Source organism: Streptomyces sp. NPDC003393 (assembly GCF_053589015.1).
The window spans coordinates 119,034-141,887 of the sequence record NZ_JBSFRB010000009.1; the positions used below are offsets into that span (position 1 = coordinate 119,034).

Here is a 22,854-nt window from a genome sequence, read left to right on the forward strand (position 1 = left end):
AAGGTCTGAACCACTCCCAGCGGCTACTTTCCGCCGCCGCCCTTGCCACCCTTGTCGTCGCCTCCGCTGCCCATGGACTCGTAGATCTCCTTGCACATGGGGCACACGGGGTACTTCTTCGGGTCGCGGCCAGGCACCCAGACCTTGCCGCACAGCGCCACGACGGGCGTCCCGTCCAGGGCGCTCGCCATGATCTTGTCCTTCTGGACGTAGTGGGCGAAGCGCTCGTGGTCGCCGTCGCCGTGGGACACCTGCGGCGTCGGCTCTACGAGGGTTCCCGTACCAGTCCCGCGCTCGGGCTCGAGAGTGCTCATACGGCAAGGGTACTGAAGGGTCCGGCGTTCAGTTGAGCGATGGGTCGTCCGGATATGTGGCGACCATCGCCAGCTCGTTGCGCTGCCGGCGCAGCACCTCGCGCCAGAGCCGCTCGGGGGACGGCGAGGACACGTCACCGGGCTCCGACTCGACGACGTACCACGCGCCTTCCACCAGTTCGTCCTCCAGCTGGCCGGGCCCCCAGCCGGCGTACCCGGCGAAGATGCGCAGCGATCCGAGGACGGAGGCCAGCAGCTCCGGCGGGGCCTCCAGGTCGACGAGCCCGATGGCGCCGTGCACCCGGCGCCAGCCCAGCGGAGTGCCCTCGCCGGAGGCGCCGCCGGGGATGACGGCGACACCGAGCGCGGAGTCCAGCGACACGGGGCCGCCCTGGAAGACGACGCCGGGCTCCCCGGTGAGGTCCGCCCAGCCCGCCAGGATGTCGCCGACGTCCACGGGCGTGGGACGGTTGAGGACGACACCGAGGGAGCCCTCCTCGTCGTGGTCGAGAAGGAGCACCACCGCACGGTCGAAGTTCGGGTCCGCCAGGGCCGGCGTCGCCACGAGCAGCCGCCCTGTGAGCGAGGACACCTCGGTCATGCCAGACATGATCCCGCATCTTGCCCGAGTGTGGGGAGCCAATCCGGCTACGGGAGTGAGAGCAGCTCACGGGGGCATGGGAGCGCCGAGGGCGCACGGCCGGGCGGTGACCCTTTGTACCCGGTCTGCGACGGTTCGTGTTGTGACACAGCCATGACGTGACTGGGCGGTCCTCGGGCTTACTTCAAGGGGGTGTACGGCGATTACTCTGTCCTCCCCGGCCCTGACCGAAGTGATCGGCCGCGCCCGGCCACCCCCCTGCCCACCTCATCGGAACGCGAGATACATGAGCGTCAACGACGATGTCCTGCTTGTCCATGGCGGTACCCCGCTGGAGGGCGAGATCCGTGTCCGCGGTGCGAAGAACCTCGTGCCCAAGGCCATGGTCGCCGCTCTGCTGGGCAGTGAGCCGAGTCGGCTGCGCAACGTTCCGGACATCCGCGACGTGCGGGTCGTGCGCGGTCTGCTGCAACTGCACGGGGTGACGGTCCGTCCGGGTGAGGAGCCGGGCGAGCTGGTGCTCGACCCGACCCGGGTGGAGAGCGCGAACGTCGCTGACATCGATGCCCACGCGGGTTCCAGCCGGATCCCGATCCTGTTCTGCGGCCCGCTGCTGCACCGTCTGGGCCACGCGTTCATCCCCGGCCTCGGCGGCTGCGACATCGGCGGCCGTCCCATCGACTTCCACTTCGACGTGCTGCGGCAGTTCGGCGCGGTGATCGAGAAGCGGGCCGACGGGCAGTACCTGGAGGCGCCCAAGGGGCTGCGCGGCACGAAGATCCGGCTGCCGTACCCGTCCGTCGGCGCGACCGAGCAGGTGCTGCTGACGGCCGTACTCGCCGAGGGCGTCACGGAGTTGTCCAACGCGGCCGTCGAGCCGGAGATCGAGGACCTGATCTGCGTTCTGCAGAAGATGGGCGCGATCATCGCGATGGACACCGACCGCGCGATCCGCATCACCGGTGTGGACAAACTCGGCGGTTACACCCACCGCGCCATCTCCGACCGCCTGGAGGCCGCCTCCTGGGCGTCGGCGGCGCTGGCGACCGAGGGCAACATCTATGTCCGCGGCGCCCAGCAGCGCTCCATGATGACCTTCCTGAACACCTACCGGAAGGTCGGCGGGGCCTTCGAGATCGACGACGAGGGCATCCGCTTCTGGCACCCCGGCGGGCAGTTGAAGTCCATCGCGCTGGAGACGGACGTGCACCCCGGCTTCCAGACCGACTGGCAGCAGCCGCTGGTGGTCGCCCTCACCCAGGCGACCGGCCTGTCGATCATCCACGAGACGGTGTACGAGTCCCGTCTGGGCTTCACCTCCGCGCTGAACCAGATGGGCGCGCACATCCAGCTCTACCGCGAGTGCCTGGGCGGCTCCGACTGCCGCTTCGGCCAGCGCAACTTCCTGCACTCGGCCGTCGTCTCCGGTCCGACCCGGCTCCAGGGCGCCGACCTGGTCATCCCGGACCTGCGCGGCGGCTTCTCCTACCTGATCGCCGCCCTGGCGGCCCAGGGCACCTCCCGCGTCCACGGCATCGACCTGATCAACCGCGGCTACGAGAACTTCATGGAGAAGCTGGTCGAGCTGGGCGCGAAGGTGGAGCTGCCGGGCCAGGCGCTGGGCTGACCGCCCCAGGCCGCACCACTCCGGCCGGCCAAGCACCTTCCGGCCGGGGGTCCGGGGGTTGCCCCCGGGCAAGCACAGCATGGAGAAGCTGGTCGAGCTGGGCGCGAAGGTGGAGCTGCCGGGCCAGGCGCTCGGGTAGCGGTCACCGACGGTCGCGGTCGCGCGCCCACAACAGGCACGTACGACGATGGGGCGGCCCCCCGTGAAGGGGGGCCGCCCCATTGACGTCGGTGCCGGACCTACCGGGCCGCGTACGCCGTCCCGAGGCGTGGCGACGGCAAGGTCACTTGCCCTTGGCGGCTTCCTTGAGCTTGCTGCCCGCGGAGACCTTGACGCTGTAGCCGGCCGGGATCTGGATCGGCTCGCCGGTCTGCGGGTTGCGGGCGGTGCGAGCGGCACGGTGGGTGCGCTCGAAGGTGAGGAAGCCAGGGATGGTGACCTTCTCGTCCCCCTTGGAGACGATGTCGCCGACGACGTCGGCGAACGCGGCCAGCACGGCGTCGGCGTCCTTGCGGGTCACCTCGGCGCGGTCGGCCAGCGCGGCCACCAGCTCACTGCGGTTCATGTTGTTACTCCCGTGTTCTTCTTGCCGTTGAGGCGTGCCACGCGGCGGAGCCGCATGATGGGCCAGCGAAGCCGATGCTGCCAGGGTCCTCGATGGGTCCCCGGACCCGGGTCCCTCGTCAGACCCTCGCGCCCAGGGAGGCATCCTGCCCCCACCTGCGGCGGGAAAGCCAATCCGGCACCCGTAGGAGTCGTGAGAACACCCTTGGGAGTCACACGAAAAGAGGGCCTGCGCCTGGCGGACCACGATAAGGCGCGCCACTGACAACGCCTTCGGCGACGCGCCGTTCGTAGGCCCACCGTGGCCATCGTCACGTCCGGGAGCCGCGGCCCCCGAACGCCCCTTTTCAGTCAGTATGACCTGTTTGTCAAGTGATGCTCAGACGACACTGGTGGGGCTGCTGCTCACCGGTGCCGCCCCGGCCGTCCGGGCGGCCTCGCGCACCGCTCCGGCGACGGCGCCCGCGACCTTGTCGTTGAAGACGGACGGGATGATGTAGTTCGGGTTCAGCTCGTCCTCGGTGACCACGTCGGCCAGGGCCTGCGCGGCGGCCAGCATCATCTCGGTGTTGACGGTGCGGGACTGGGCGTCCAGCAGGCCGCGGAAGACGCCCGGGAAGACCAGCACGTTGTTGATCTGGTTGGGGAAGTCGGAGCGGCCGGTGGCCACAACTGCGGCCGTCTGACGGGCGATTGCCGGGTCGACCTCGGGGTCGGGGTTCGCGAGCGCGAACACGATCGCGCCGTCGGCCATGGCGGAGACGTCCTCGCCGTCGAGCACGTTCGGGGCCGAGACGCCGATGAAGACGTCGGCGCCGCGCACGGCCTCCTTCAGGGTGCCGGTGAGGTTCTCGGGGTTGGTGTTGTCGGCGATCCAGCGCAGCGCCGACTCGGGGGCGGCGTCGACCAGATCGTGCCGGCCGGCGTGCACCACGCCGTGGATGTCGGCGACGACGGCGTTCTTCACTCCCGCCGCGAGCAGCAGCTTGAGGATGGCCGTGCCGGCGGCTCCGGCGCCGGACATCACGACCCGGACGTTCTCGATCGGCTTGTCCACCACACGCAGCGCGTTCGTGAGGGCGGCGAGCACGACGATCGCGGTGCCGTGCTGGTCGTCGTGGAAGACGGGGATGTCCAGGGCCTCGCGCAGCCGGGCCTCGATCTCGAAGCAGCGGGGCGCGGAGATGTCCTCCAGGTTGATGCCGGCGAACCCGGGGGCGATCGCCTTGACGATCTCGACGATCGCGTCGGTGTCCTGGGTGTCCAGGCAGATCGGCCAGGCGTCGATGCCGGCGAACCGCTTGAACAGGGCCGCCTTGCCCTCCATGACCGGCAGGGCGGCCTTGGGGCCGATGTTGCCCAGGCCGAGCACGGCGGAGCCGTCGGTGACGACCGCGACGGAGTTGCGCTTGATGGTCAGGCGGCGGGCGTCCTCGGGATTCTCGGCGATCGCCATGCAGACCCGGGCCACACCCGGCGTGTAGACCATGGACAGGTCGTCACGGTTGCGGATGGGATGCTTGGACGCCATCTCGATCTTGCCGCCGAGGTGCATGAGGAACGTACGGTCGGAGACCTTGCCGAGCCTGACGCCCTCGATGCCGCGCAGCTTCCCGACGATCTCGTCGGCGTGCGCGGTGGAGGTGGCCGCGATGGTGACGTCGATACGGAGCTTCTCGTGGCCGGACGCGGTGACGTCGAGGCCGGTGACCGAGCCTCCGGAGGACTCCACGACGGTGGTGAGCTGCGAGACGGCGGTTCCGCTCGCGGGCACCTCCAGCCGGATGGTCATCGAGTAGGAGACGCTGGGCGCCGTTGCCATGGCCGACTTCCTCTGCTTTCACCGTGTCGCTAGCTGTAGCTGTCCGATCGTCGCACCTACCCCTGAGTACGTGGTAGTCGCCCCGGGTTGCGGACGTTTTGTTCACAGCGGTGGCGCGCGAATTCGGAAAACAACTTCCACCATACGAGAATCGATCGGGCAAAGAAAGAGGCCCACGTCACTCGGTGACGTGGGCCTCCCACACGTTCATGACACCGACCCGCCATGCTCGCCTCGCGGCAAGTGGTCCCTCGAAGGGACGAAGGTTGGGCCCGGGGGCTTGGATCGAGCCGGTGTCACGGTCAAGGCTAACAAACAGATGGCGCAGGGCCATTCCCGTGGCGTCCGCTCTCGGTGGAATCCGACCCGAGGGGGATCGCCGTTCAGTCCCTGAGCAGGTCCGGCACCCCGGCCGCGTCCGGCTCGTCCCGTTCCGCCGAGACCACCGTCAGCTGCTGGGTGGCCCGGGTCAGGGCGACGTAGAGCACCCGCAGACCGGCGGGCGACTCGTCGGCGATCTCCGCGGGCGAGACGACCAGCGTCGCGTCGTACTCCAGGCCCTTCGCCTCCAGGCTGCCCAGGGCCACCACCCGGTCCCCGAGGCCGTCCAGCCAGCGCCGGGCCTCCTCGCGCCGGTTCATCGCGACGACCACGCCGACCGTGCCGTCCACCTGGTCCAGCAGCCGCTCGGCCTCCGCCCGCACGGTGCCCGCCGGCGAGCCCCCCACCACCGCGAAACGCGGCCGCACGCCCGTGGAGCGCACCGCCGACGGGGCCCGGGAGCCGGGCATGGCCAGGGCGAGCACCTTCGCGGCCAGCTCGGCGACCTCGGCCGGGTTGCGGTAGTTCACCGTGAGCTCGAAGCGGCGGCGCGGGCGGGTGCCCAGGGCCTCGTCACGGGCCTCGGCCGCCTCGTCCGGGTCGGACCAGGAGGACTGGGCCGGATCGCCCACGACCGTCCAGGTGGCGTGCCGGCCGCGGCGGCCGATCATCCGCCACTGCATCGGCGTGAGGTCCTGCGCCTCGTCCACGATGACGTGCGCGTACTCGGTGCGCTCCTGCGCGAGGCGCTCGGCCCGCTCGCGCTGCGACTCCTCGCGCACCGGCATGAGCTCCTCCAGCCCCGTGAGCTGGTCCAGCGGGTGCAGCTCGCGCTTCTTGCGCGGGCGGGCCGGGGTGCCCAGGATCGAATGGAGCTCGTCGAGCAGCGCGATGTCGTGCACGGAGTGGCCGTCCCGCCGCAGCGAACGGGCGACCCTGCGCACCTCGCCCGGGTTGAGGACCCGGCGCGCCCAGCGGCCCAGCCGCCGCTCGTCGGCCATGGCGGCGAGCACCGCGCGCGGGGTGAGCTCGGGCCACCAGGCGTCGAGGAAGGCGGTGAAGGAGTCCTCGCTCGTCACGTCCTCGTCGAAGGAGGAGCGAAGCTCGGCGGCCAGTTCGGGGTCGGTGTGCCGGGCACCGGCGCCCGACCGCTCCCACAGGGCGTCCAGCAGCAGTTTGCGGGCACGTGGGCGCAGCAGATTGACCGGCGCGGTGCCGCCGAGCGCGGTGCGCCGGACGCGGTCCAGCTCCGCGCCCTCCAGCTCCAGCCGGCGCCCGAAGGCGACCACCCGTAGCCGGGTCGGCGGCCCGGCGGGGGCCTGCGGGACGCCGTCGCCTTCCGTGTCGTCGCCGAGGGCGAGCTGCTGCCCAGGGGCGGCGGCCGGCGGACCGGCCGCGCCCGCGCGGGGGCCCAGCTCCAGCGCGCCCCGCGCCGCCTTCCGCAGCACCCTCAGCATCCGGTACGAGCCCTTGACCCGCGCCACGGACGGCGAGTCGTACAGCGTGGCCTCGGCGCCCTCGACGAGCGAGCCGATCGCGCGGATGGCGACCTGTCCCTCCTCGCCGAGGGAGGGCAGCACGCCCTCGGTGTACGCCACGAGCAGCGGGGTCGGCGAGACGATCAGGATGCCGCCCGCGTACCGGCGCCGGTCCTGGTAGAGCAGGTAGGCCGCGCGGTGCAGGGCGACCGCCGTCTTGCCCGTGCCCGGGCCGCCCTCGACGTACGTCACCGAGGCGGCGGGCGCGCGGATGACCAGGTCCTGCTCGGCCTGGATGGAGGCGACGATGTCCCGCATGGTGTGCGTGCGGGCACGGCCGAGCGCGGCCATCAGCGCGCCGTCGCCGATGACGGGCAGTTCCCGGCCGTCCAGGAAGGCCGTCAGCTCGGGCCGCATCAGGTCGTCCTCGACGCCGAGCACGCGCCGGCCCTTGGAGCGGATCACCCGGCGGCGGACGACCCGGCCGGGGTCCACCGGCGTGGAGCGGTAGAAGGGGGCGGCGGCCGGCGCCCGCCAGTCGATGACGAGCGGGGAGTAGTCCTCGTCGAGGACGCCGATCCGGCCGATGTGCAGGGTCTCGGCGATGTCGGCGGTGTTGTCCTCGCGCACCGCGCCCTCGGCGGGCTCCACGGCGGTGTACGCGCCGTCGGGCCCCTTCTTGCCGTCCTTGCCGAGCAGCAGGTCGATACGGCCGAAGAGGAAGTCCTCGAACTCGTTGTTCAGCCGGTTGAGGTGGATGCCCGCGCGGAAGACCTGCGCGTCCCGCTCGGCGAGCGCGCCGGGAGTGCCGACCTGGCCGCGCTTGGCCGCGTCGTGCATGAGGAACTCCGCCTCGTGGATCTTCTCCTCGAGCCGGCGGTACACCCGGTCCAGGTGTTGCTGTTCGCCGTGGATCTCCTGGTCGCGCACGGAGTCGTGCGCGGCGTCCTGCGCCGCGCCGTGGCCTGCGCCGTGAACCGACTCGACCGCGGAATCCTGTTGAGCCTGAGCGGCCACCGGGCCCCCTTCTGACGTGCTGGGCAGCCGTCAACCGTACGCGAAGGGGACCCGTCGGCGGAAGCCGGAGGCGGCGTGTGCGCCGCTCCGGCCGTCCGTCGGCTAGGCGTCCACGTGGACGAGCCGCTTGCCGTCGAAGGTCATGACCTCGAAGTGATCGATCTGGTTCGGCTGGAAGGCCGCGCCCCCGCGGATGTAGAGGGGGTTCTTGGCCTTCTCGGTCTTGGCGTTCGGAACGCCGTAGCCCCAGCCGGGGACGGACCAGGACGTGAGGGTCTCCCGCTCGCCGTTCTTGCCGACCGCGATGAGCGAGCAGCGCTCCGGACCGGTCACGTTCTTCAGTCGCAGGACCGCGTTGGTCCCCCAGTCCTTCTTCTCCAGGGCGACGGTCGCGGTGACGTGCGTGGCCGGGTCGGTGGCCGTCACCTTGTCGGAGATGGCGTCGAAGGCGGCCTTCGCCGGGCTCGAGGCCACCGCGGGCGTGGAACCGCCGTCCGAACCGCTGACCGCGAACACCGTCAGCGGGCCGCCGATGATCAGCGCCGCGGCCGCCGCGACCAGGTAGAAGCCCTTGCGGCGCTTCCGGGCGCGGTGCTCGGAGACCTCGTCGACCAGCTTCTCCACCAGCCGCGGACTGGGCCTGGCCGACAGAGACTCGCCGATCGCGGGGGTGCCGGCGCCCGGCAGGTCCGCGAGCGCGGCCAGCATCGGCTCCATCCCGGCCAGCTCGTCGAGCTGCTGGGCGCACCACTCGCAGGTGGCGAGATGTGCCTCGAAAGCGGTTGCCTCGGCGTCGTCGAGAATTCCGAGGGCGTAGGCGCCGACGGTCTCGTGCTCGTTCGGGGCCGGTGATCCCTGCATGGACCCTGACATACCCGAACCACCCGGGCCGAATCCCTGGTTTCCCCCGTAGATGCTCATCACGCCGTCACCCCCCGCTCCTCCAGAGCCAGCTTCATCGAACGCAGGGCGTAGAACACCCGGGAGCGGACGGTGCCGCTGGGGATGCCCAGCGTCTCGGCCGCCTCGTTGACGGTACGCCCCTTGAAGTAGGTCTCGACGAGGACCTCCCGGTGGGCCGGGGTCAGGTCGTCGAGCGCGTCCGACAGCGTCATCAGCCACAGCGCCTTGTCGATCTCGTCCTCCGCGGGGATGACCTCCAGCGGCGACGGATCGACCTCCTGCGGCCGGGCCTGCCGGCTGCGGTGGCCGTCGATGACGATGCGCCGGGCGACCGTCACCAGCCAGGGGCGTACCGAACCGGTCGCTCGATTGAGCTGACCGGCGTTCTTCCAGGCACGGATGAGCGTCTCCTGCACCACGTCCTCGGCACGCTGCCGGTCTCCGGCGACCAGCCTGAGGACGTACGCGAGCAAAGGTCCGGCGTGCTCGCGGTACAGCGCGCGCATCAGCTCCTCGTCAGGTTCCGAGGGCTGTGAGGACATGCGATGTCGGGCCCTCGATCCACGTTCATTGGCCACGGCCGCATCCTTGCGCACGCCCACCTCCGGTGTCCGGGGGTTCCCCCAGTCGGTCGCTCGAGCACGGGTACGGATGCGGGACGGCCCGTGTTCAAAGCGAGCCGTGCGATTTCTGCGGCGTGACGTGACGAGGGAGGACATGGGGGCACATTCCCTCCACCCGTCCTTTACGTTTCCGCCACACCGACAGGGCGAGCCGGGCTGCCCGTTCACCCGGCCCTCAAACGAGGTGTTGCCCAAATCACACGGGTGGGGGTGCGGGTGGAAGCCCTCAGGCGCGGGCCATCGCTGCGCGGCGGCGGTGACGGGCGACTCGTTCGCGGTTGCCGCAGACCTCGCTGGAGCACCAGCGCCTGCGGCGGCCACGGGAGGTGTCCAGGTAGACGATCGGACAGTTGTCGCCCTCGCACTGGCGCAGGGCCGCCCGGGCCACGGGGTCCGTGAGCAGGTCCAGGGCGTCCCGGGCGACGGCCGCGAGCAGCGCGGCGCACTCGGGCGGGCCGGCCAGGGCGCGCACCAGGGCGCCGTCCGAGTCGCGTACGGCACGGGGGGCCGGCGGTGCGGGGCGGGCGAGGTCGTTCACACGGGCGAGCGCGAGGTCGTGGGGACGGGCGTCGCCCGCGAGGTGCGCATGCACCAACTCCCCTACATCGTCCCTCAGTGCACGGAAGCGGGGCGGCCAGGCCGGGTCGGTGTGCGTCAGCGCCGTACCCGGCGGCACCAGCCCCGAGCCGGTGATCCAGGCACACAGTGCGGGCAGGGAGTCCAGGCGTTCGCCGGGATGGGTGGTGGCGAGGAGATCCAGGCAGATCCGCCCGGCGTCGAAGCGCAGCTCGTACGGGACCGTGGCCGTACCCAGTGCCATGTGCCTGTCACCGCCTAGGACAGGGAATTTTCACCTCCCACAGTGCCTGCCCGCGCCCGCCTCCGGAACCCCTCGTACCGGCACGAGGAACTCCGCCCAGGCGGAGGGGGTGACAGTGAGGTGGGGGGCGATGGGGGTCTTGGAGTCCCGGATGTGGATGGTGGTGGGGGTGGTGGCTATCTCGACGCAGTTTGTGCTGTCGCCGCTGTAGGTGGACTTCTGCCAGTGGAGTGTCTGCACGGCTGATCTCTCAAATGTCCCGGATGAGGTTCTGGATGAAGTCACGCGACTCGGCAGGACCGAGCGCGCAGGACTCCATGTGGTCCAGCACGGCACGGTACTTGCCCAACTGTGCGTCCGCGTCCAGGAATCCGCAGCCCCCGTGGTGGGTGTCCAACTGGACGGTGTCGAGTTGCGGAACCGGACCCTCGACGTAGTCGAAGGACTGCCCCGTGCTCGGGTAGTACTCCGTGTCGAAGGGGATCACTCGGACGGTGACGTGCGGGAGTTCGCTCATGTCAAGGATGTGGCCGAGCTGACCGCGCCTGATGTCGGGGCCGCCGAACCCCATCCGAAGAGCCGACTCGTGGATGATCGCCGCGTACGGAGGCGGTGCCTCTCGGTACAGGATGCCCTGCCGTTTCATGCGGTAGGTGAGGCGGTGCTCGATCTCGTACTGCCGCATGGCGGGCACTACGGCCCGGAACAGGGCACGTGCATGGTCGGTGGTCTGCAGGAGCGCCGGGATGTGCATGGCGAGAGCAACCCGCAGCCCCGATGCGTACTCCTCAAGCTCAGCCACATCGACCAGCGCGGCAGGGAGGTGTTCGCGGTACTCCTCCCACCAGCCGCGCTTGCGACGACCGGTCATCGCCGCCAGGGCGTCCACCAAGGCCCCGTCCGAGCATTCGTACGCCGATGCCAGTGCCCGGACGCGGTCGGCACTGAGGGCACTGCGCCCTGTCTCGATCATGCTGACGCGGCCCTGGTTGACGCCCAGATGCCCCGCGGCCTGGGTGACCGTGAGCCCAGCTCGCTCGCGGAGTTTGCGCAGCTCGGCGCCAAGACGCCGCTGGCGCAGAGTGGGGTTGTTGATCGGCGGCAAGGCATGTCCTTTCGGGCTGAGGGACCCGCTTTCGGTAACCCACACGAAGGAAAGGTGATGGCATCTCCCGATTTCGGAAGATGAATCTTCCAGCCACCTCTACTCTAATGCCGTACCGCCCAACTCCCCCCACCCCTAAGCCGGAAGCGCACCTCACCAGGCAGAGCCACCGCCGGGTGGAGCAGTTGAGCGAGCCCGCGTCCCTTCTCCCTCCGGAGGTTTCCATGGGCACCGTATCCCCGTCCGACACCTGGGTGTACGCCCTTCGCCTGCCTCATGATCCCCGCGCGGCACGCGTCGCACGTATGACCGTACGGGCGGCTCTCAGCAGCCACGGGCGACAGGAACTCCTCGATGTCGCCGAGCTGTTGGCCGGCGAGCTGGTCACCAACACCTATCGGCACACCAGCGGCCCCGCCTCCCTGCGGTTGACCGCCCTCGCGGACGGCCGGTTGCGGGTCGGGGTGTGGGACAGCCATCCGCGCGTGCCCGCGCCCTTCGGGGAACCGCCCTGGGACCGGGTCGCGCCCGCCCCGGCGGAGGCCGAGGGCGGACGGGGGCTGGGACTGGTGCAGGAGTACGCCGACCGCTGGGGCGGCTGGCCCCTGGCGAGCGGCCCGTTGGACCGGGGCGCCGGGAAGCTGCTGTGGTTCGAGGTGGGTGGACGCTGTGACGTCACGCCGTTGTCCGTGCCGCCCAGTACGGTGGGGGCAGAAAGCTGCGCGCGTGAGCACGGAGGAGCCGCCACGTGACCACACAACCGGGCCATGACCTGATTCCCCGCCCTGAGCGCACGCCGGCGGCGGTTCGAATCGCGCTGGCGCGCCTCGCCCCGCACCGGCTGAGCGAAATGGAACAGCACAAGGAGCAGGCTCTGGGTGCCGCTCTCCAAGACGGCAAGATCGGCCACCTTCAGTACTGGCTCACTTACTGGCAGGCACAGGTGGAGATCGAGCGGCGGCCCGATCTTCGTTCCCGTTACCAGGCCGCCCTGGACTCGGTGCACAACACGGGCAGCAGAGACGAACCGGGGTTCCGCACGGCCATGGCGGAGATCCGCGCCGTGGAGACGGAGGCCCGGCAGGCGGTGTCCGCGTGACCTGGCGGTGGGAGTACGACCCGGACGAGGAGTACGTCATCGGCGGGGCTCCGCCCGCCTTCGTCGCCGAGGTCGAGAAACAGGCCGACGAACTGGTGCGGGCCGCGGCCGCGTTCTACCTCGACGGCGCCTCGTACCAGGAGGCGGGTCCGAAGGGCAACGTCGCACATGTTCCCGGCGGATTCTTCCTGTACTTGATCGTCCCGCGGCACGAGTGCCTGTACGTCCACCAAGCGACGTTTCTGTGAGCGGAAGCCTGCGGCTCCCTCCTTATTCCTCCGCGTACTTGTCCTCCGTCGCCGGGTCCAGGGCCAGGCGGTAGCCCCGCTTGACCACCGTCTGGACCAGCTTCGGCGCGCCCAGGGCCGTGCGCAGGCGGGCCATTGCCGTCTCCACCGCGTGTTCGTCGCGGCCGGCGCCCGGCAGGGTGCGCAGCAGGTCCGCACGGGCGACCACCCAGCCAGGCCGCCGCGCCAACGCCCGCAGCAATGCCATCCCGGCCGGCGGTACCGGCTTCAGGTCGTCGTCCACCAGCACCGCGTGGCCGCGGATCTCCAGCCGGTGGCCGGCGACGGGCAACGGGTGGGCGCGGGCGGGCAGTTCGCGGCACAGCAGTTGCACCAGCGGGCCCAGCCGGAACCGTTCCGGCTGCACGGTGCCGATGCCGTGCGCCTGCAACGGCACCGCGGTGACGGGGCCGACGCACGCCGGCAGCACGTCGTGGCCGAGGACGGTCAGCAGCTCGGGCAGCAGTCCCCTCTCCTCGGCCCGCGCCAGCAGGGACGCGGCGGCCGGTGCGCTGGTGAAGGTGAGCGCGTCGACGCCGCGGGCGACGGTGGCGTCCAGCAGGCGGTCCAGCGGACCGGGGTCCTCCGGGGGCAGCCAGCGGTACACCGGCACCGGGACCACCTCCGCTCCCCCGGCGCGCAGCGCCTCCACGAACCCCGGCAGCGGCTCGCCGTGCAGCTGGACGGCCACCCGGCGGCCGTCCACCCCCTGACCGAGCAGCCGGTCGAGCACCTCCGCCATGGACTCCGACGACGGGGACCACTCCTCGGTCAGCCCGGCGGCCCGGATCGCGCCCTTCACCTTGGGCCCGCGCGCCAGCAGCTCGCTCTGCCGCAGTCGGGCCAGCAGCGCCTCGCCGAGGCCCCAGCCCTCGGCCGCCTCCACCCAGCCGCGGAAGCCGATCGCGGTGGTGGCGACCACCACGTCGGGCACCTGGCCGATGATCTCCTTGGTGGCGGCGAGCAGCTCCCCGTCGTCGGCCAGCGGAACGATGCGCAGGGCGGGCGCGTGCAGGACGGTGGCACCGCGCCGCTGGAGCAGGGCGCCCAGCTCGTCGGCGCGGCGCGCGGCGGTCACGCCCACGGTGAATCCGGCGAGCGGCCCGTGCTCGGACCGTTCGGCCTGGTGCTCTTCGTCGTACATGTGCTCGCTCTCCTAGTGCTGCGGCAGGCAGCGTTGGCCCGTCAAGGAGCGGCGTCCGGTGCGTGCTCTCGGTGTGCCGGCCGGAAGCCCTCGTACTGGACGTACTCGGGCTTTCGGCCGGTGCGGCGAGAGTACGTGCAGGGCGTCGCGACGGGGCGAACGTTGTCTGTCGCGGCACTGGCTGACCGGCACGCCCCCACCGAGCCTGTCAACGACGCATGACGGGCCCGGTTCGGCTTGATTGCGCCGGTGTTACGTCACACCTCGGCGTAGCTGAGCTGCGACTTCGTCTCCGCTGCCACCGTAGTCACAGTCTGCCCCGCCGGGCGGCGAAGGTATACGGCCCAGGTCACCACGAAGCAGACGCCGTAGAAGGCGAGGAAGGCGACGAACGCACCGGTCCCGGAACCGGAGGAGAGGAAGGACTGGCGGAAGGCGAGGTTGATGCCGACCCCGCCGAGCGCGCCGACGGCGCCGATCAGGCCCATGGAGGCGCCGGAGATCCGGCGGCCGTGGGCCGCGGCGGCCTCCCCTTCGAGCCCTCCGGCCAGAGCCTTGGCCTGGAAGATGCCCGGGATCATCTTGTACGTCGAGCCGTTGCCGAGGCCGCTCAGCGCGAACAGGGCGACGAAGACGGTCACGAACAGGGGCAGCGACTTCTGCAGGCTCGCGGCGATCAGGGCGGCGGTCGCGGCGGCCATGGCCACGTAGTTCCAGAGGGTGATCCGCGCGCCGCCGTACCGGTCCGCGAGCCGGCCGCCGACGGGCCGGACCAGCGAGCCGAGCAGCGGGCCGACGAAGGTGAGGTACGTGGCCTGGAGCGGGGTCCGGCCGAACTGGTTCGTCAGCACCTGGCCGAAGGCGAAGCTGTAGCCGATGAAGGAGCCGAACGTGCCGATGTAGAGGCAGGACATGATCCAGGTGTGGGCTTCCTTCGCGGCGTCCTTCGCCGCGCCGGTGTCGTTCTTCACCGTCGCCAGGTTGTCCATGAACAGCGCGGCGCATCCGGCGGCCACGACGATCAGCGGGATGTAGATGCCCAGCAGGACGCGCGGTCCGCCGCTCGCCCCGATGACGGCGAGCGCCACCAGCTGGATCGCCGCCACGCCCACGTTGCCGCCGCCGGCGTTGAGGCCCAGCGCCCAGCCCTTCCTGCGCAACGGGAAGAAGGCGTTGATGTTGGTCATGGAGGAGGCGAAGTTGCCGCCGCCGATGCCGGCGAGCAGCCCGACCCACAGGAAGGTGGAGAAGGAGGTGCCGGGGTGCATGACGGCGAAGGCCGCGACGGTCGGGACGAGCAGCAGGACCGCCGAGACGATCGTCCAGTTCCGGCCGCCGAAGAGGGCCACCGCGAAGGTGTACGGGACGCGCACGACCGCGCCGACCAGGGTGACCATCGAGGTCAGCAGGAACTTGTCGGCGGGGGTGAGGCCGTACTCCGGGCCCATGAAGAGCACCAGGACGGACCACAGGGTCCAGACCGAGAAGCCGATGTGCTCGGACAGGATCGAGAACCAGAGGTTCCGGTTGGCGGTCCGTTCCCCGCTCGCCTCCCAGAACCCCTCGTCCTCCGGGTCCCAGCGCTCGATCCAGCGGCCACTGCGACGGGTCGGGGCTGGGGCTTGAGCTGTCATCGCGCCTCCACGGACTCCGGGTGCTCGGTCCGGCCGTCGACGGTCGTCGACCGACTGAGCCCGAAGGTAGGAAGGGCGCGTTTCCGGTCTGTGGCGGTGGGTCACCGCAGGGGAACGTTGCTCTCACCACACGGGGCGGGCCGGTGAGAGGTCACCTGCCCGTGGCCGCCCTGCGCCGCTGCCTCCCGCTCGGCCACAGCCGTGGCTTCCGTCTCGCCGCCAGGTCCTCGATCCAGCCGAAGGCGAGGATCGCGACCGCGATCAGCGGCCAGACCAGCACGAACATCCACAGGCCGTAGGTCGAGTCCACGAACGCCGACACGCGGTCGCTGCGCAGGAAGGGCAGCCTGCCGGTGTCGTCGAGCAGGGGGACGGTGAGGGTGATGAGCAGGTTGTGCCAGAGGTAGATCGTGACCGCACGGTTGTTGGCGAGGGTGATGAGCGGCTCCCAGCGGCGCAGCCGGGCCGGGAACCGCTCCCAGGACGGGGAGTACTGGAGCAGGATCACGACGACCGCGAAGGACCAGGTGGCCTGGGCGAGCGGGATGTCGTTCAGGTCCCAGCCCTCGGAGCCGTGGTGGCCGGACGCCCACCACAGGGCGAAGGCCATCAGCAGGCTCGACGCCGAGACCGCCGCATAGCGGGGGATGCTCTGCAGCAGTCCCTCGTGGTGGGCGATGCCGAGGATCCAGCAGCCGCCGTAGACCGCGAAGTCCGTCACCGCGTTGCCCGTCTCGCCGGGGAGCGTCACCAGGCCGGTGCCGACCACCGCGGTCAGGGCGAGCGGGGCGAGCAGGGTCGGCCACGGGGCCCGGCGGAACGCCCGCAGCAGCAGGGGTGACGCCACGACGAACCACAGATACGCCCTCAGGTACCACAGCGGGCCCGCCGCGTCGTCCGTCCAGGTCGCCTCCAGCAGGCCGGAGTCGGAGCCGAGGTGCTCGGGGTACGGCGGGGCGCCCACCGGGACGACATAGGTCAGGAGCTTCACCAGGCCGGCCGTGCCGCCGATGTCGGGGTCCTTCACCGGGTTCCAGCCGGCCGCCAGCATCAGGGGCAGCAGGATCGCGCCGAACGCCCACATCGGCGGCAGCAGCCTTCTCAGCCTGCCCTTGATCACGCTCACCGCCGGGCGGCTCAGCGAGCGGGCCATCAGGGAGCCCGCCAGCGCGAACATCACGCCCATCGACGGGAACAGCACCGTGAGCCAGGCCCAGCCGAAGACGTGGTAGAGGACCACCCGGAGCAGGGCGAGAGCGCGCAGGAGGTCCAGGTAGCGGTCCCGGCCGCCGGCCGGTTTGCGGCCGGCGGCGTTCTCCGGGGCGAGGGCCTGCGTCATACCACCGGCCTCCGGTCGGTCGTCCCGGTCGCCCCGGAGGCCTCGGTCGCCTCCGGCCGCTCGGCGCTCACCGTCACCCGTTCGCGTGGTGCCGGTGCGCCGGATCCGCCCGGTCCGCCGGGTGCCTCCACCACGCCCGTGCGGCGCAGCTTCTGCCAGCGCAGCCGGCCGCCGGTCAGCGCGGTGATCCAGGACTGGAGCAGGACGACGTACATCAGCTGGCGGTAGAGGATCTGCTGGAGCGGCAGGGAGATCAGGTGCGTCATGCGTTCGCGGTCCAGGCGGAAGGCGTACGCGGCGCAGGCCGCCTGGACGGCCAGGACGCCCAGCCAGGCCAGGATCGTCTTCTGCGTCGGGCCGAAGACCACGCCGTACAGCAGGAAGATGTCGATCAGGGGCGCGAGCAGCGGGGCCACCACCATGAACAGGGACACCAGCGGCAGCCCCACGCGGCCGAAGCGGCCGGAGGGCCCGCGGTCCAGCAGGGCGCGGCGGTGTTTCCAGATCGCCTGCATGGTGCCGTAGGACCAGCGGTAGCGCTGGGACCACAGCTGCTGGACCGACTCGGGTGCCTCCGTCCAGGCACGGGCGTTCTCGGCGTACACCACCCGCCAGCCGGCGCGGTGCAGTGCCATGGTGATGTCGGTGTCCTCGGCGAGCGTGTCGTCGCTCATGCCGCCGACCTGCTCGAGCGCGGACCGCCGGAACGCCCCGACCGCGCCCGGGATGGTCGGCATGCAGCGCATGATGTCGTACATGCGGCGGTCGAGGTTGAAGCCCATCACGTACTCGATGTGCTGCCAGGCGCCGATCAGCGAGTTCCGGTTGCCGACCTTGGCGTTGCCGGCCACCGCGCCGACCCGCGGGTCGCCGAAGGGCTGGACCAGCTCGCCGACGGTGGACGGTTCGAAGACGGTGTCGCCGTCCATCATGACGATCAGGTCGTGCGAGGCGTGGGCGATACCGCGGTTGAGGGCGGCCGGCTTGCCCGAGTTGGGCTGGCGCACCACCTGTACCCCGGGCAGGTTCATGGCCTCGACGATGTCCGCGGTGCCGTCGGCCGAGCCGTCGTCCACCACCACGATCTCGACCGGGTGCTCGCTCGCCATCAGGGAACGCACCGTGTTCTCGATGCACTTGGCCTCGTTGTACGCCGGCACCAGCACCGACACCGGTTCGGTGACCGGCTCTCCCCAGCGGAAGCCGGGGCGGCGCACCCGGCGGGCGTGCGCGCCGGAGAGCAGCACCATCAGGGCGAAGCGGGCGAGGACCAGGCCGCCGACCAGGGCCAGGCAGATGCCCAGCCCGTCGGTGATGTCGTCGGCGGCCTGGACCAGCCAGATCCAGGCCTTGCCCTTCCACAGGTCGGGTCCGGTGACCGGGGTGAGGGCGCTGGGCGCGCCGAGCGCCTCGGTGAGGTTGTCGAACCGGTAGCCGCGCGCCTGGAGTTCGGGCAGGTAGCGGTCCAGTGCCTGCACGGTCTGGTGGCGGTCGCCGCCGGAGTCGTGCATCAGCACGACCGCGCCCTTGCCGCCCTTCGGGGTGGCCCGGCGGATGATCTCGTCGACGCCCGGCTTCTGCCAGTCCTCGCTGTCGGCGGTGTTGACCACGGTGATGTAGCCGCGGCTGCCGATGTACTCGGCCACCGGCCAGGACCGGTCGTCCATGGCGTCGGCGAAGGAGGAGTACGGCGGCCGGAAGAGCGAGGTCCGCACGCCGGCCGCACCGGTGATGGCCAGCTGGTTCTGCGACAGCTCCCAGTCGATGCGCTGGTAGGACTGGTAGGAGAGATCGGGGTGGTTGAAGGTGTGCAGGCCCACCTCGTGGCCCTCGGCCACCATGCGCCTGACCAGGCCCGGGTAGCGGGAGGTCATGGTGCCGGTGACGAAGAAGACCGCGTGGGCGTGGTGCTTCTTGAGCACGTCCAGCACCTTCGGCGTCCACGTGGGGTCGGGGCCGTCGTCGAAGGTGAGGACCAGACGGTGGTCGGGCACGCGCAGGCTGGTCGCCCGTCCGCCGCGGGTGTCGATGACCGGGCCGCCGTCGAGGATCTTCTCCGGCACCTTGTCGGTGGCGGCCTCGGGACGGATGCGGTGGTCGGCGAGGATCTCGCTGTGCACGTAACCGCGCAGCATCAGCATCGCCATCAGCGCGGCGAGCACGAGGGACGGCAGCAGGTGGCGCAGGGGCAGACGGACGGTGCGGCGGTTGCGCGACCCGGGGCGGCGCGCGGCGGCACGGCGCGCGGCAGCGGGACGACGGTCGGCGGGGCGGCGTGCGTCGCCGCGACGGAAACGGGCGGCCATCAGGCGAGGTTCCCCGAGGACGCCGGGGCCGACGCGCCGCCGGAGGCGTCGGGGGCCGCGGACGTGCCGGCCGGACCGGGCGCGGAGGTGGGTCCGGGCGCCGTCGTCGGGCCCGGTGCCCCGCCGGTTCCCGGTGCCGGTCCGCTCGTCACGGGCACCGGGGAGCCCGGCCCCTCCGCGACCGTGCCCGAAGCGGGGTCGGAGCCGCCCGTGCCCCCGTTGCCGCCTCCGCCGGAGGACGGCGAGGGGTCGGGCGAGGACGCGCCGCCGCTGCCGCTGGGTGTCGGGTCGGGCGAGGTGGAGGCCGGCGGCGGGGTCGGGTCGACGACGGGTCCGGTCGTGCCGCCCGTGCCGGGCGGCTTGGGCCGGCCGCTCGCCGTGCCGCTCGGCCCGGGTGAGGCCGAGGCTCCCGGCCACGGACCGGCCGAGGACCGGGGTGCCGTGGCACCGGCGCCCGCGGACGGCGTGCCGGAGCCGGAGGCCGACGCGGAGATCCCCGGCACGTTCGGCAGGCCCGACACGCCCGGCACGACCGGCACTCCCGGTACGACGACGCCGCCACCGGTGCCGGGCGGCCGTGCCGGGTCCGAGGGCGCCGGGGAGGTGTCGACCTCGCCGGCCGGCCGGTCGTCGGCCTGGCCGGGGACCGGCAGCCAGGGTGCGTTGGAGTTGCCCGAGAGGAGGGTGACGACGATGACGACGGCGTAGACCCCGCAGGCGATCCCCACCGCCATGCCGAACCGGCGGAACCGCCGGCTGCGGCGGCCCGACGCGTCGACGAAGACGGGTCCCTCGGAGGCGCCGCACTCGCGGCCGTCCGGTTCGTGACGGGAGGTGTCCGTGTCGTCCGGGCTGCCCTCGACACGGTCGATGCGGACGGTCAGTTCCCTGGGGTCGGAACCGTCACGTCCGGGCTCCTCCCACGGGTCCTCGACCCGCAGGGCACGGCCGGTGCCGGTCTCCGGGAACGTCTGGGCCCCGCCGTCGGCATCATCGCCGCCGTCGCCCTCGGCGGCAGGCACCGCCCCGGTCGCGGACGCGACTGCGGGCCATTCGGGTTGGGCCTCATCGGGCCCCTTGTTCACGCGCACGTAGCTTCCCCCACGGAAGTGTTCCGGGCGCGCGTACGACTCCGAGCCCCACGCCGCCGGGACAGGCCCCCACCTGCCCGAGCGCCCCCGTTGTCCCACCGTGCTCGGCGGTCCCGAACGTACGCCCACGACGGTGGTCAGGAATCGTGAAGATCGATGGTGAACGGAATTGACCGATTCGCCGTCGATTCGTCAATGGCTGGAATCCATCCGGTTTCGGGTCGTTGGAACCAACCTTCGAGTGTCGCCACTTCCGCCGCCGCGCGGCGCAGCGCGTCGAGCGCGGGATGCACCAGCCCCCTGCGCCACACGAGTGACACCGGTGACAGCGGGACGGGGTCGACGAGCGGCCGTACGACGGTCCGGGGCAGGGGCGGGAAGCCGACCACCGCGAGCACCGGGTGGCCGGTCTTGGCCATCAGCCGCTCGAACTCCTCGACCCCGACGGCCAGCGGAGCGGGCGGCGCGACCGCGATGCCCCGGCCGTCGAACAGGCGCCGCGCGAGGTCGGTCCACTCCGGGGTGCGCGGGTTCCCGGCGCCGGCGTACACGGTCTCGCCCTCCAGGGCGGCCAGCGGCACCTTGGGCAGCGGTGCCAGCGGGTGCCCCTCGGGCAGGACGACCGCCATCGGCTCGTACCGCACGAACTGGTGGTCCAGCATCGCCCGCAGCGCCGGGTCCAGGCCCGCGTACCGGCCGAAGGAGGCGTCCAGGCGGCCCGCCAGCAGCTCGGCCGCCGCGCCCGTCAGGCCGCTCTCGAAGCGGGCCATGATCTCCTGCTCCGGGGCGAGTTCACGGGCCCGGTGCAGCACGCGGCGACCGGTGGCCAGGCCCGGCGAGTTCAGGTCCACGAGCAGCGGCCGGGCCTGTCCGAAGGCGGCCAGCAGCTCGTCCTGGGCGTCCAGCACCCGGCGCGCGTACGGCAGCAGCCGCTCGCCGTCGGAGGTCAGGGTCACCTGCCGGGTCGTCCGCACGAACAGCTCGGCGCCCAACTCCCGCTCCAACCGCCGCACATCGCGGCTGAGCGCCTGCTGGGCCACGTACAGCCGGGCCGCGGCGCGCGTGAAGTGCAGCTCCTCGGCGACGGCGAGGAAGGCACGGAGCAGGCGGGGGTCCAGGAGGCGGCGGCCGGGCAGGTCGGGCATGCGGTGAACTTACAACGCGGCTGCGTGAATCGGCCCCGACAAGGTGTTGGACCGGGTGATCCGCTCCGCGCGACGGTGGGGTCATGCCAACGACGAACGCCGAAGCACCCCCTGGGACGACCACCGGAACGACCGGCCCGGCCGTGTCCACCGCGACCGCTCCGGCGCCGGCCAACGCCTACCGCCGTCTCTTCGCCCTCCCCGGCGCCCGTGCCTTCACCGCCGGGAACCTCGTCGCCCGGCTGCCCTCGGGCATGTTCGGCGTGAGCGCGGTCGTCATGATCGCCGGGGTTCGCGGCTCGTACGCCCTGGCCGGCGCCGTGACCGCCACCGGTCTGGCGGCGACCGCGGTGACCGCGCCCTTCGTCGCGCGGCTGATCGACCGCCACGGCCAGGCGCGCATCGCCGTGCCCGCCACCGTCTGCGCGGTGCTGGGCAGTCTGGCGCTGGTGCTGTGCGTGCACTACGACGCCCCGGACTGGACCCTGTTCGCCGCCCACGCCGCCACCGCGACCACCCCCAACACCGGCGGCATGTCCCGCGCCCGCTGGGCCCACCTGCTCGAGGGCGACCCCGAGGCCCTGCACACCGCCAACTCCTTCGAGCAGGCGGCCGACGAACTGTGCTTCATGCTCGGCCCGGTCCTCGCGGCCTTCCTGTGCGGCACGGTCTTCCCGGAGGCCGGGACCCTGACCGGCGCGGCGCTGCTGCTCACGGGCGTACTGCTGTTCGCCGGTCAGCGTTCGACGGAGCCGCCGCCCCGGCCGCCGTCGTCCCGGGCGAAGGCACCTCTGCGCGCCCCGGGCATGCCCGCGCAGCTCGCGGTCTGTCTCGCCATGGGGGCGGTGTTCGGGGCCATGGAGGTGGTCACGGTGGCGTTCGCGGACGCCCAGGGGCACCGGTCGGTGGCGGGCGTGGCGCTCGGACTCCAGGCGGCCGGGTCGTGCGTGGCGGGCCTGGTGTACGGGCTGCTGCGGCCGGCCGGACCGGCCGAGCGGCGGCTGCGGTGGTGCGTGGCGGCGATGACGGCCCTCATGGCACTGCCCCTGCTGGCCGCCGCTCTGACCGGCTCCCTTCTGCTGCTGTCGGGGGCACTGCTGGTGGCCGGTACGGCGACGGCGCCCACCATGGTCACCAACATGACCCTGGTTCAGCGGCGCACCCCTGAGGGCCGCCTCAACGAGGGCATGACCCTCGCGGTGACCGGCCTTCTCGGCGGCATCGGCTGCGGCAGCGCGGCCGGCGGCTGGGCGGTGGAACACCTGTCGCCGACGGCGGCCTACGGGGTGCCGGTCACGGCCGCGGCGGCGGCACTGCTGCTCTCCCTCGTCCGACGGACCGGGTGACCGGGGCGGACTCGCGTTCACCCGAACTCCGGGGTGCTGAGCGGGCTCCCGGTGTGGTTCCATGAGGGGGAGGCCCCCGCCCGGACCGGAATTCCAAGCGGGGACCCCTTTTCACCGGTAGGCGGTTACCGACCGGGAGCCCTCAATTCTGCTGAGGACTGCCGGTCACCGCCCGACGAGCCACCTCCCGAACTCCCGGATCACTGCGGCGATCCGCTTGTGCAGGGGCTTCTTCTCCGGCTCTGCCTTCCGGTGGCGCCCCATCGGC

The 22,854-nt window shown here is 71.8% G+C and carries 21 protein-coding genes; 5 read left to right on the forward strand and 16 right to left on the reverse strand.

Annotated elements, in window-relative coordinates:
• Positions 1 to 23: 23 nt before the first annotated feature.
• Together ACWDUZ_RS12455 and ACWDUZ_RS12460 are read right to left on the reverse strand one after the other, a co-directional pair.
• Positions 24 to 314, reverse strand: a complete 291-nt coding sequence (locus tag ACWDUZ_RS12455; protein ID WP_451631773.1) for a DUF3039 domain-containing protein — start codon at positions 312 to 314, stop codon at positions 24 to 26.
• Between the two features lie 28 nt (positions 315 to 342).
• Positions 343 to 915 carry a YqgE/AlgH family protein gene (locus ACWDUZ_RS12460; RefSeq protein ID WP_451631774.1) on the reverse strand — a complete coding sequence of 191 codons (573 nt, stop codon included), beginning with the start codon at positions 913 to 915 and terminating at the stop codon, positions 343 to 345.
• 286 nt (positions 916 to 1,201) lie between these two features.
• Between ACWDUZ_RS12460 and murA the strand changes: the two genes are divergently transcribed.
• On the forward strand, positions 1,202 to 2,542 hold the full coding sequence (murA, locus tag ACWDUZ_RS12465) for a UDP-N-acetylglucosamine 1-carboxyvinyltransferase (protein WP_451631775.1): 1,341 nt from the start codon (positions 1,202 to 1,204) through the stop codon (positions 2,540 to 2,542).
• Positions 2,543 to 2,825: 283 nt separating this feature from the next.
• Here the strand turns inward: murA and ACWDUZ_RS12470 are convergent, their stop codons facing one another.
• The 8 genes from ACWDUZ_RS12470 to ACWDUZ_RS12505 form a co-directional block, all read right to left on the reverse strand.
• On the reverse strand, positions 2,826 to 3,107 hold the full coding sequence (locus tag ACWDUZ_RS12470; protein WP_003990598.1) for an HU family DNA-binding protein: 282 nt from the start codon (positions 3,105 to 3,107) through the stop codon (positions 2,826 to 2,828).
• Between the two features lie 378 nt (positions 3,108 to 3,485).
• Positions 3,486 to 4,928, reverse strand: a complete 1,443-nt coding sequence (locus ACWDUZ_RS12475) for a malic enzyme-like NAD(P)-binding protein (RefSeq protein WP_451631776.1) — start codon at positions 4,926 to 4,928, stop codon at positions 3,486 to 3,488.
• Between the two features lie 383 nt (positions 4,929 to 5,311).
• Positions 5,312 to 7,744 (reverse strand): HelD family protein, encoded by a 2,433-nt coding sequence (locus tag ACWDUZ_RS12480; protein ID WP_451631777.1) that lies wholly within the window; start codon positions 7,742 to 7,744, stop codon positions 5,312 to 5,314.
• A 102-nt stretch (positions 7,745 to 7,846) separates the two neighbouring features.
• Positions 7,847 to 8,665 carry an anti-sigma factor family protein gene (locus ACWDUZ_RS12485; RefSeq protein WP_451631778.1) on the reverse strand — a complete coding sequence of 273 codons (819 nt, stop codon included), beginning with the start codon at positions 8,663 to 8,665 and terminating at the stop codon, positions 7,847 to 7,849.
• Entirely contained in the window at positions 8,665 to 9,249 is a 585-nt protein-coding gene (locus tag ACWDUZ_RS12490; protein ID WP_030167252.1) for a sigma-70 family RNA polymerase sigma factor, read from the reverse strand. Before ACWDUZ_RS12490 ends, ACWDUZ_RS12485 begins: the two co-directional genes overlap by 1 nt.
• A 247-nt stretch (positions 9,250 to 9,496) precedes the next feature.
• Positions 9,497 to 10,090, reverse strand: coding sequence for a CGNR zinc finger domain-containing protein (locus tag ACWDUZ_RS12495; protein WP_451631779.1), 594 nt, complete (start codon positions 10,088 to 10,090; stop codon positions 9,497 to 9,499).
• A 30-nt stretch (positions 10,091 to 10,120) separates the two neighbouring features.
• A complete protein-coding gene (locus ACWDUZ_RS12500) occupies positions 10,121 to 10,330 on the reverse strand; it encodes a DUF397 domain-containing protein (RefSeq protein WP_451631780.1) in 210 nt (69 codons plus the stop codon).
• A gap of 10 nt (positions 10,331 to 10,340) precedes the next feature.
• Positions 10,341 to 11,195 (reverse strand): helix-turn-helix domain-containing protein, encoded by an 855-nt coding sequence (locus ACWDUZ_RS12505; protein WP_451631781.1) that lies wholly within the window; start codon positions 11,193 to 11,195, stop codon positions 10,341 to 10,343.
• Positions 11,196 to 11,419: 224 nt separating this feature from the next.
• Between ACWDUZ_RS12505 and ACWDUZ_RS12510 the strand changes: the two genes are divergently transcribed.
• The 3 genes from ACWDUZ_RS12510 to ACWDUZ_RS12520 are packed head-to-tail and all read left to right on the forward strand — an operon-like array spanning position 11,420 to position 12,542.
• The gene (locus tag ACWDUZ_RS12510; RefSeq protein ID WP_451631782.1) at positions 11,420 to 11,947 is read left to right on the forward strand and encodes an ATP-binding protein; all 528 of its coding nucleotides are present in this window, start codon (positions 11,420 to 11,422) and stop codon (positions 11,945 to 11,947) included.
• Entirely contained in the window at positions 11,944 to 12,294 is a 351-nt protein-coding gene (locus ACWDUZ_RS12515) for a hypothetical protein (protein WP_451631783.1), read from the forward strand. Before ACWDUZ_RS12510 ends, ACWDUZ_RS12515 begins: the two co-directional genes overlap by 4 nt.
• Positions 12,291 to 12,542: a hypothetical protein gene (locus ACWDUZ_RS12520; protein WP_451631784.1), complete on the forward strand. Its 252-nt coding sequence runs from the start codon at positions 12,291 to 12,293 to the stop codon at positions 12,540 to 12,542. The genes ACWDUZ_RS12515 and ACWDUZ_RS12520 overlap by 4 nt, the downstream gene beginning before the upstream one ends.
• A gap of 22 nt (positions 12,543 to 12,564) precedes the next feature.
• Here ACWDUZ_RS12520 and ACWDUZ_RS12525 read toward each other — a convergent pair whose 3' ends face one another.
• From ACWDUZ_RS12525 to ACWDUZ_RS12550, 6 genes are all read right to left on the reverse strand, one after another.
• On the reverse strand, positions 12,565 to 13,725 hold the full coding sequence (locus tag ACWDUZ_RS12525; protein WP_451631785.1) for a uroporphyrinogen-III synthase: 1,161 nt from the start codon (positions 13,723 to 13,725) through the stop codon (positions 12,565 to 12,567).
• Between the two features lie 257 nt (positions 13,726 to 13,982).
• Positions 13,983 to 15,359: a nitrate/nitrite transporter gene (locus ACWDUZ_RS12530; RefSeq protein WP_451631786.1), complete on the reverse strand. Its 1,377-nt coding sequence runs from the start codon at positions 15,357 to 15,359 to the stop codon at positions 13,983 to 13,985.
• 151 nt (positions 15,360 to 15,510) lie between these two features.
• A complete protein-coding gene (locus ACWDUZ_RS12535) occupies positions 15,511 to 16,698 on the reverse strand; it encodes an acyltransferase family protein (protein ID WP_451631787.1) in 1,188 nt (395 codons plus the stop codon).
• A complete protein-coding gene (locus ACWDUZ_RS12540) occupies positions 16,695 to 19,004 on the reverse strand; it encodes a glycosyltransferase (RefSeq protein WP_451631788.1) in 2,310 nt (769 codons plus the stop codon). Before ACWDUZ_RS12540 ends, ACWDUZ_RS12535 begins: the two co-directional genes overlap by 4 nt.
• Complete coding sequence (locus ACWDUZ_RS12545) at positions 19,004 to 20,095, reverse strand: translation initiation factor IF-2 (protein ID WP_451631789.1); 1,092 nt, start codon at positions 20,093 to 20,095, stop codon at positions 19,004 to 19,006. The genes ACWDUZ_RS12540 and ACWDUZ_RS12545 overlap by 1 nt, the downstream gene beginning before the upstream one ends.
• A 137-nt stretch (positions 20,096 to 20,232) precedes the next feature.
• Entirely contained in the window at positions 20,233 to 21,240 is a 1,008-nt protein-coding gene (locus ACWDUZ_RS12550) for a LysR family transcriptional regulator (protein WP_451631790.1), read from the reverse strand.
• Positions 21,241 to 21,323: 83 nt separating this feature from the next.
• Between ACWDUZ_RS12550 and ACWDUZ_RS12555 the strand changes: the two genes are divergently transcribed.
• Positions 21,324 to 22,586 carry an MFS transporter gene (locus ACWDUZ_RS12555; protein ID WP_451631791.1) on the forward strand — a complete coding sequence of 421 codons (1,263 nt, stop codon included), beginning with the start codon at positions 21,324 to 21,326 and terminating at the stop codon, positions 22,584 to 22,586.
• Positions 22,587 to 22,854: the final 268 nt, after the last annotated feature.

What these genes read in the sequence shown, in the direction of transcription:
- ACWDUZ_RS12455 (WP_451631773.1), bottom strand. Translation starts at nt 314, where the DNA reads ATGAGCACTCTCGAGCCCGAGCGCGGGACTGGTACGGGAACCCTCGTA.
- ACWDUZ_RS12460 (WP_451631774.1), bottom strand. Translation starts at nt 915, where the DNA reads ATGACCGAGGTGTCCTCGCTCACAGGGCGGCTGCTCGTGGCGACGCCG.
- murA (WP_451631775.1), top strand. Translation starts at nt 1,202, where the DNA reads ATGAGCGTCAACGACGATGTCCTGCTTGTCCATGGCGGTACCCCGCTG.
- ACWDUZ_RS12470 (WP_003990598.1), bottom strand. Translation starts at nt 3,107, where the DNA reads ATGAACCGCAGTGAGCTGGTGGCCGCGCTGGCCGACCGCGCCGAGGTG.
- ACWDUZ_RS12475 (WP_451631776.1), bottom strand. Translation starts at nt 4,928, where the DNA reads ATGGCAACGGCGCCCAGCGTCTCCTACTCGATGACCATCCGGCTGGAG.
- ACWDUZ_RS12485 (WP_451631778.1), bottom strand. Translation starts at nt 8,665, where the DNA reads ATGAGCATCTACGGGGGAAACCAGGGATTCGGCCCGGGTGGTTCGGGT.
- ACWDUZ_RS12495 (WP_451631779.1), bottom strand. Translation starts at nt 10,090, where the DNA reads ATGGCACTGGGTACGGCCACGGTCCCGTACGAGCTGCGCTTCGACGCC.
- ACWDUZ_RS12510 (WP_451631782.1), top strand. Translation starts at nt 11,420, where the DNA reads ATGGGCACCGTATCCCCGTCCGACACCTGGGTGTACGCCCTTCGCCTG.
- ACWDUZ_RS12525 (WP_451631785.1), bottom strand. Translation starts at nt 13,725, where the DNA reads ATGTACGACGAAGAGCACCAGGCCGAACGGTCCGAGCACGGGCCGCTC.
- ACWDUZ_RS12530 (WP_451631786.1), bottom strand. Translation starts at nt 15,359, where the DNA reads ATGACAGCTCAAGCCCCAGCCCCGACCCGTCGCAGTGGCCGCTGGATC.
- ACWDUZ_RS12535 (WP_451631787.1), bottom strand. Translation starts at nt 16,698, where the DNA reads ATGACGCAGGCCCTCGCCCCGGAGAACGCCGCCGGCCGCAAACCGGCC.
- ACWDUZ_RS12540 (WP_451631788.1), bottom strand. Translation starts at nt 19,004, where the DNA reads ATGGCCGCCCGTTTCCGTCGCGGCGACGCACGCCGCCCCGCCGACCGT.
- ACWDUZ_RS12550 (WP_451631790.1), bottom strand. Translation starts at nt 21,240, where the DNA reads ATGCCCGACCTGCCCGGCCGCCGCCTCCTGGACCCCCGCCTGCTCCGT.
- ACWDUZ_RS12555 (WP_451631791.1), top strand. Translation starts at nt 21,324, where the DNA reads ATGCCAACGACGAACGCCGAAGCACCCCCTGGGACGACCACCGGAACG.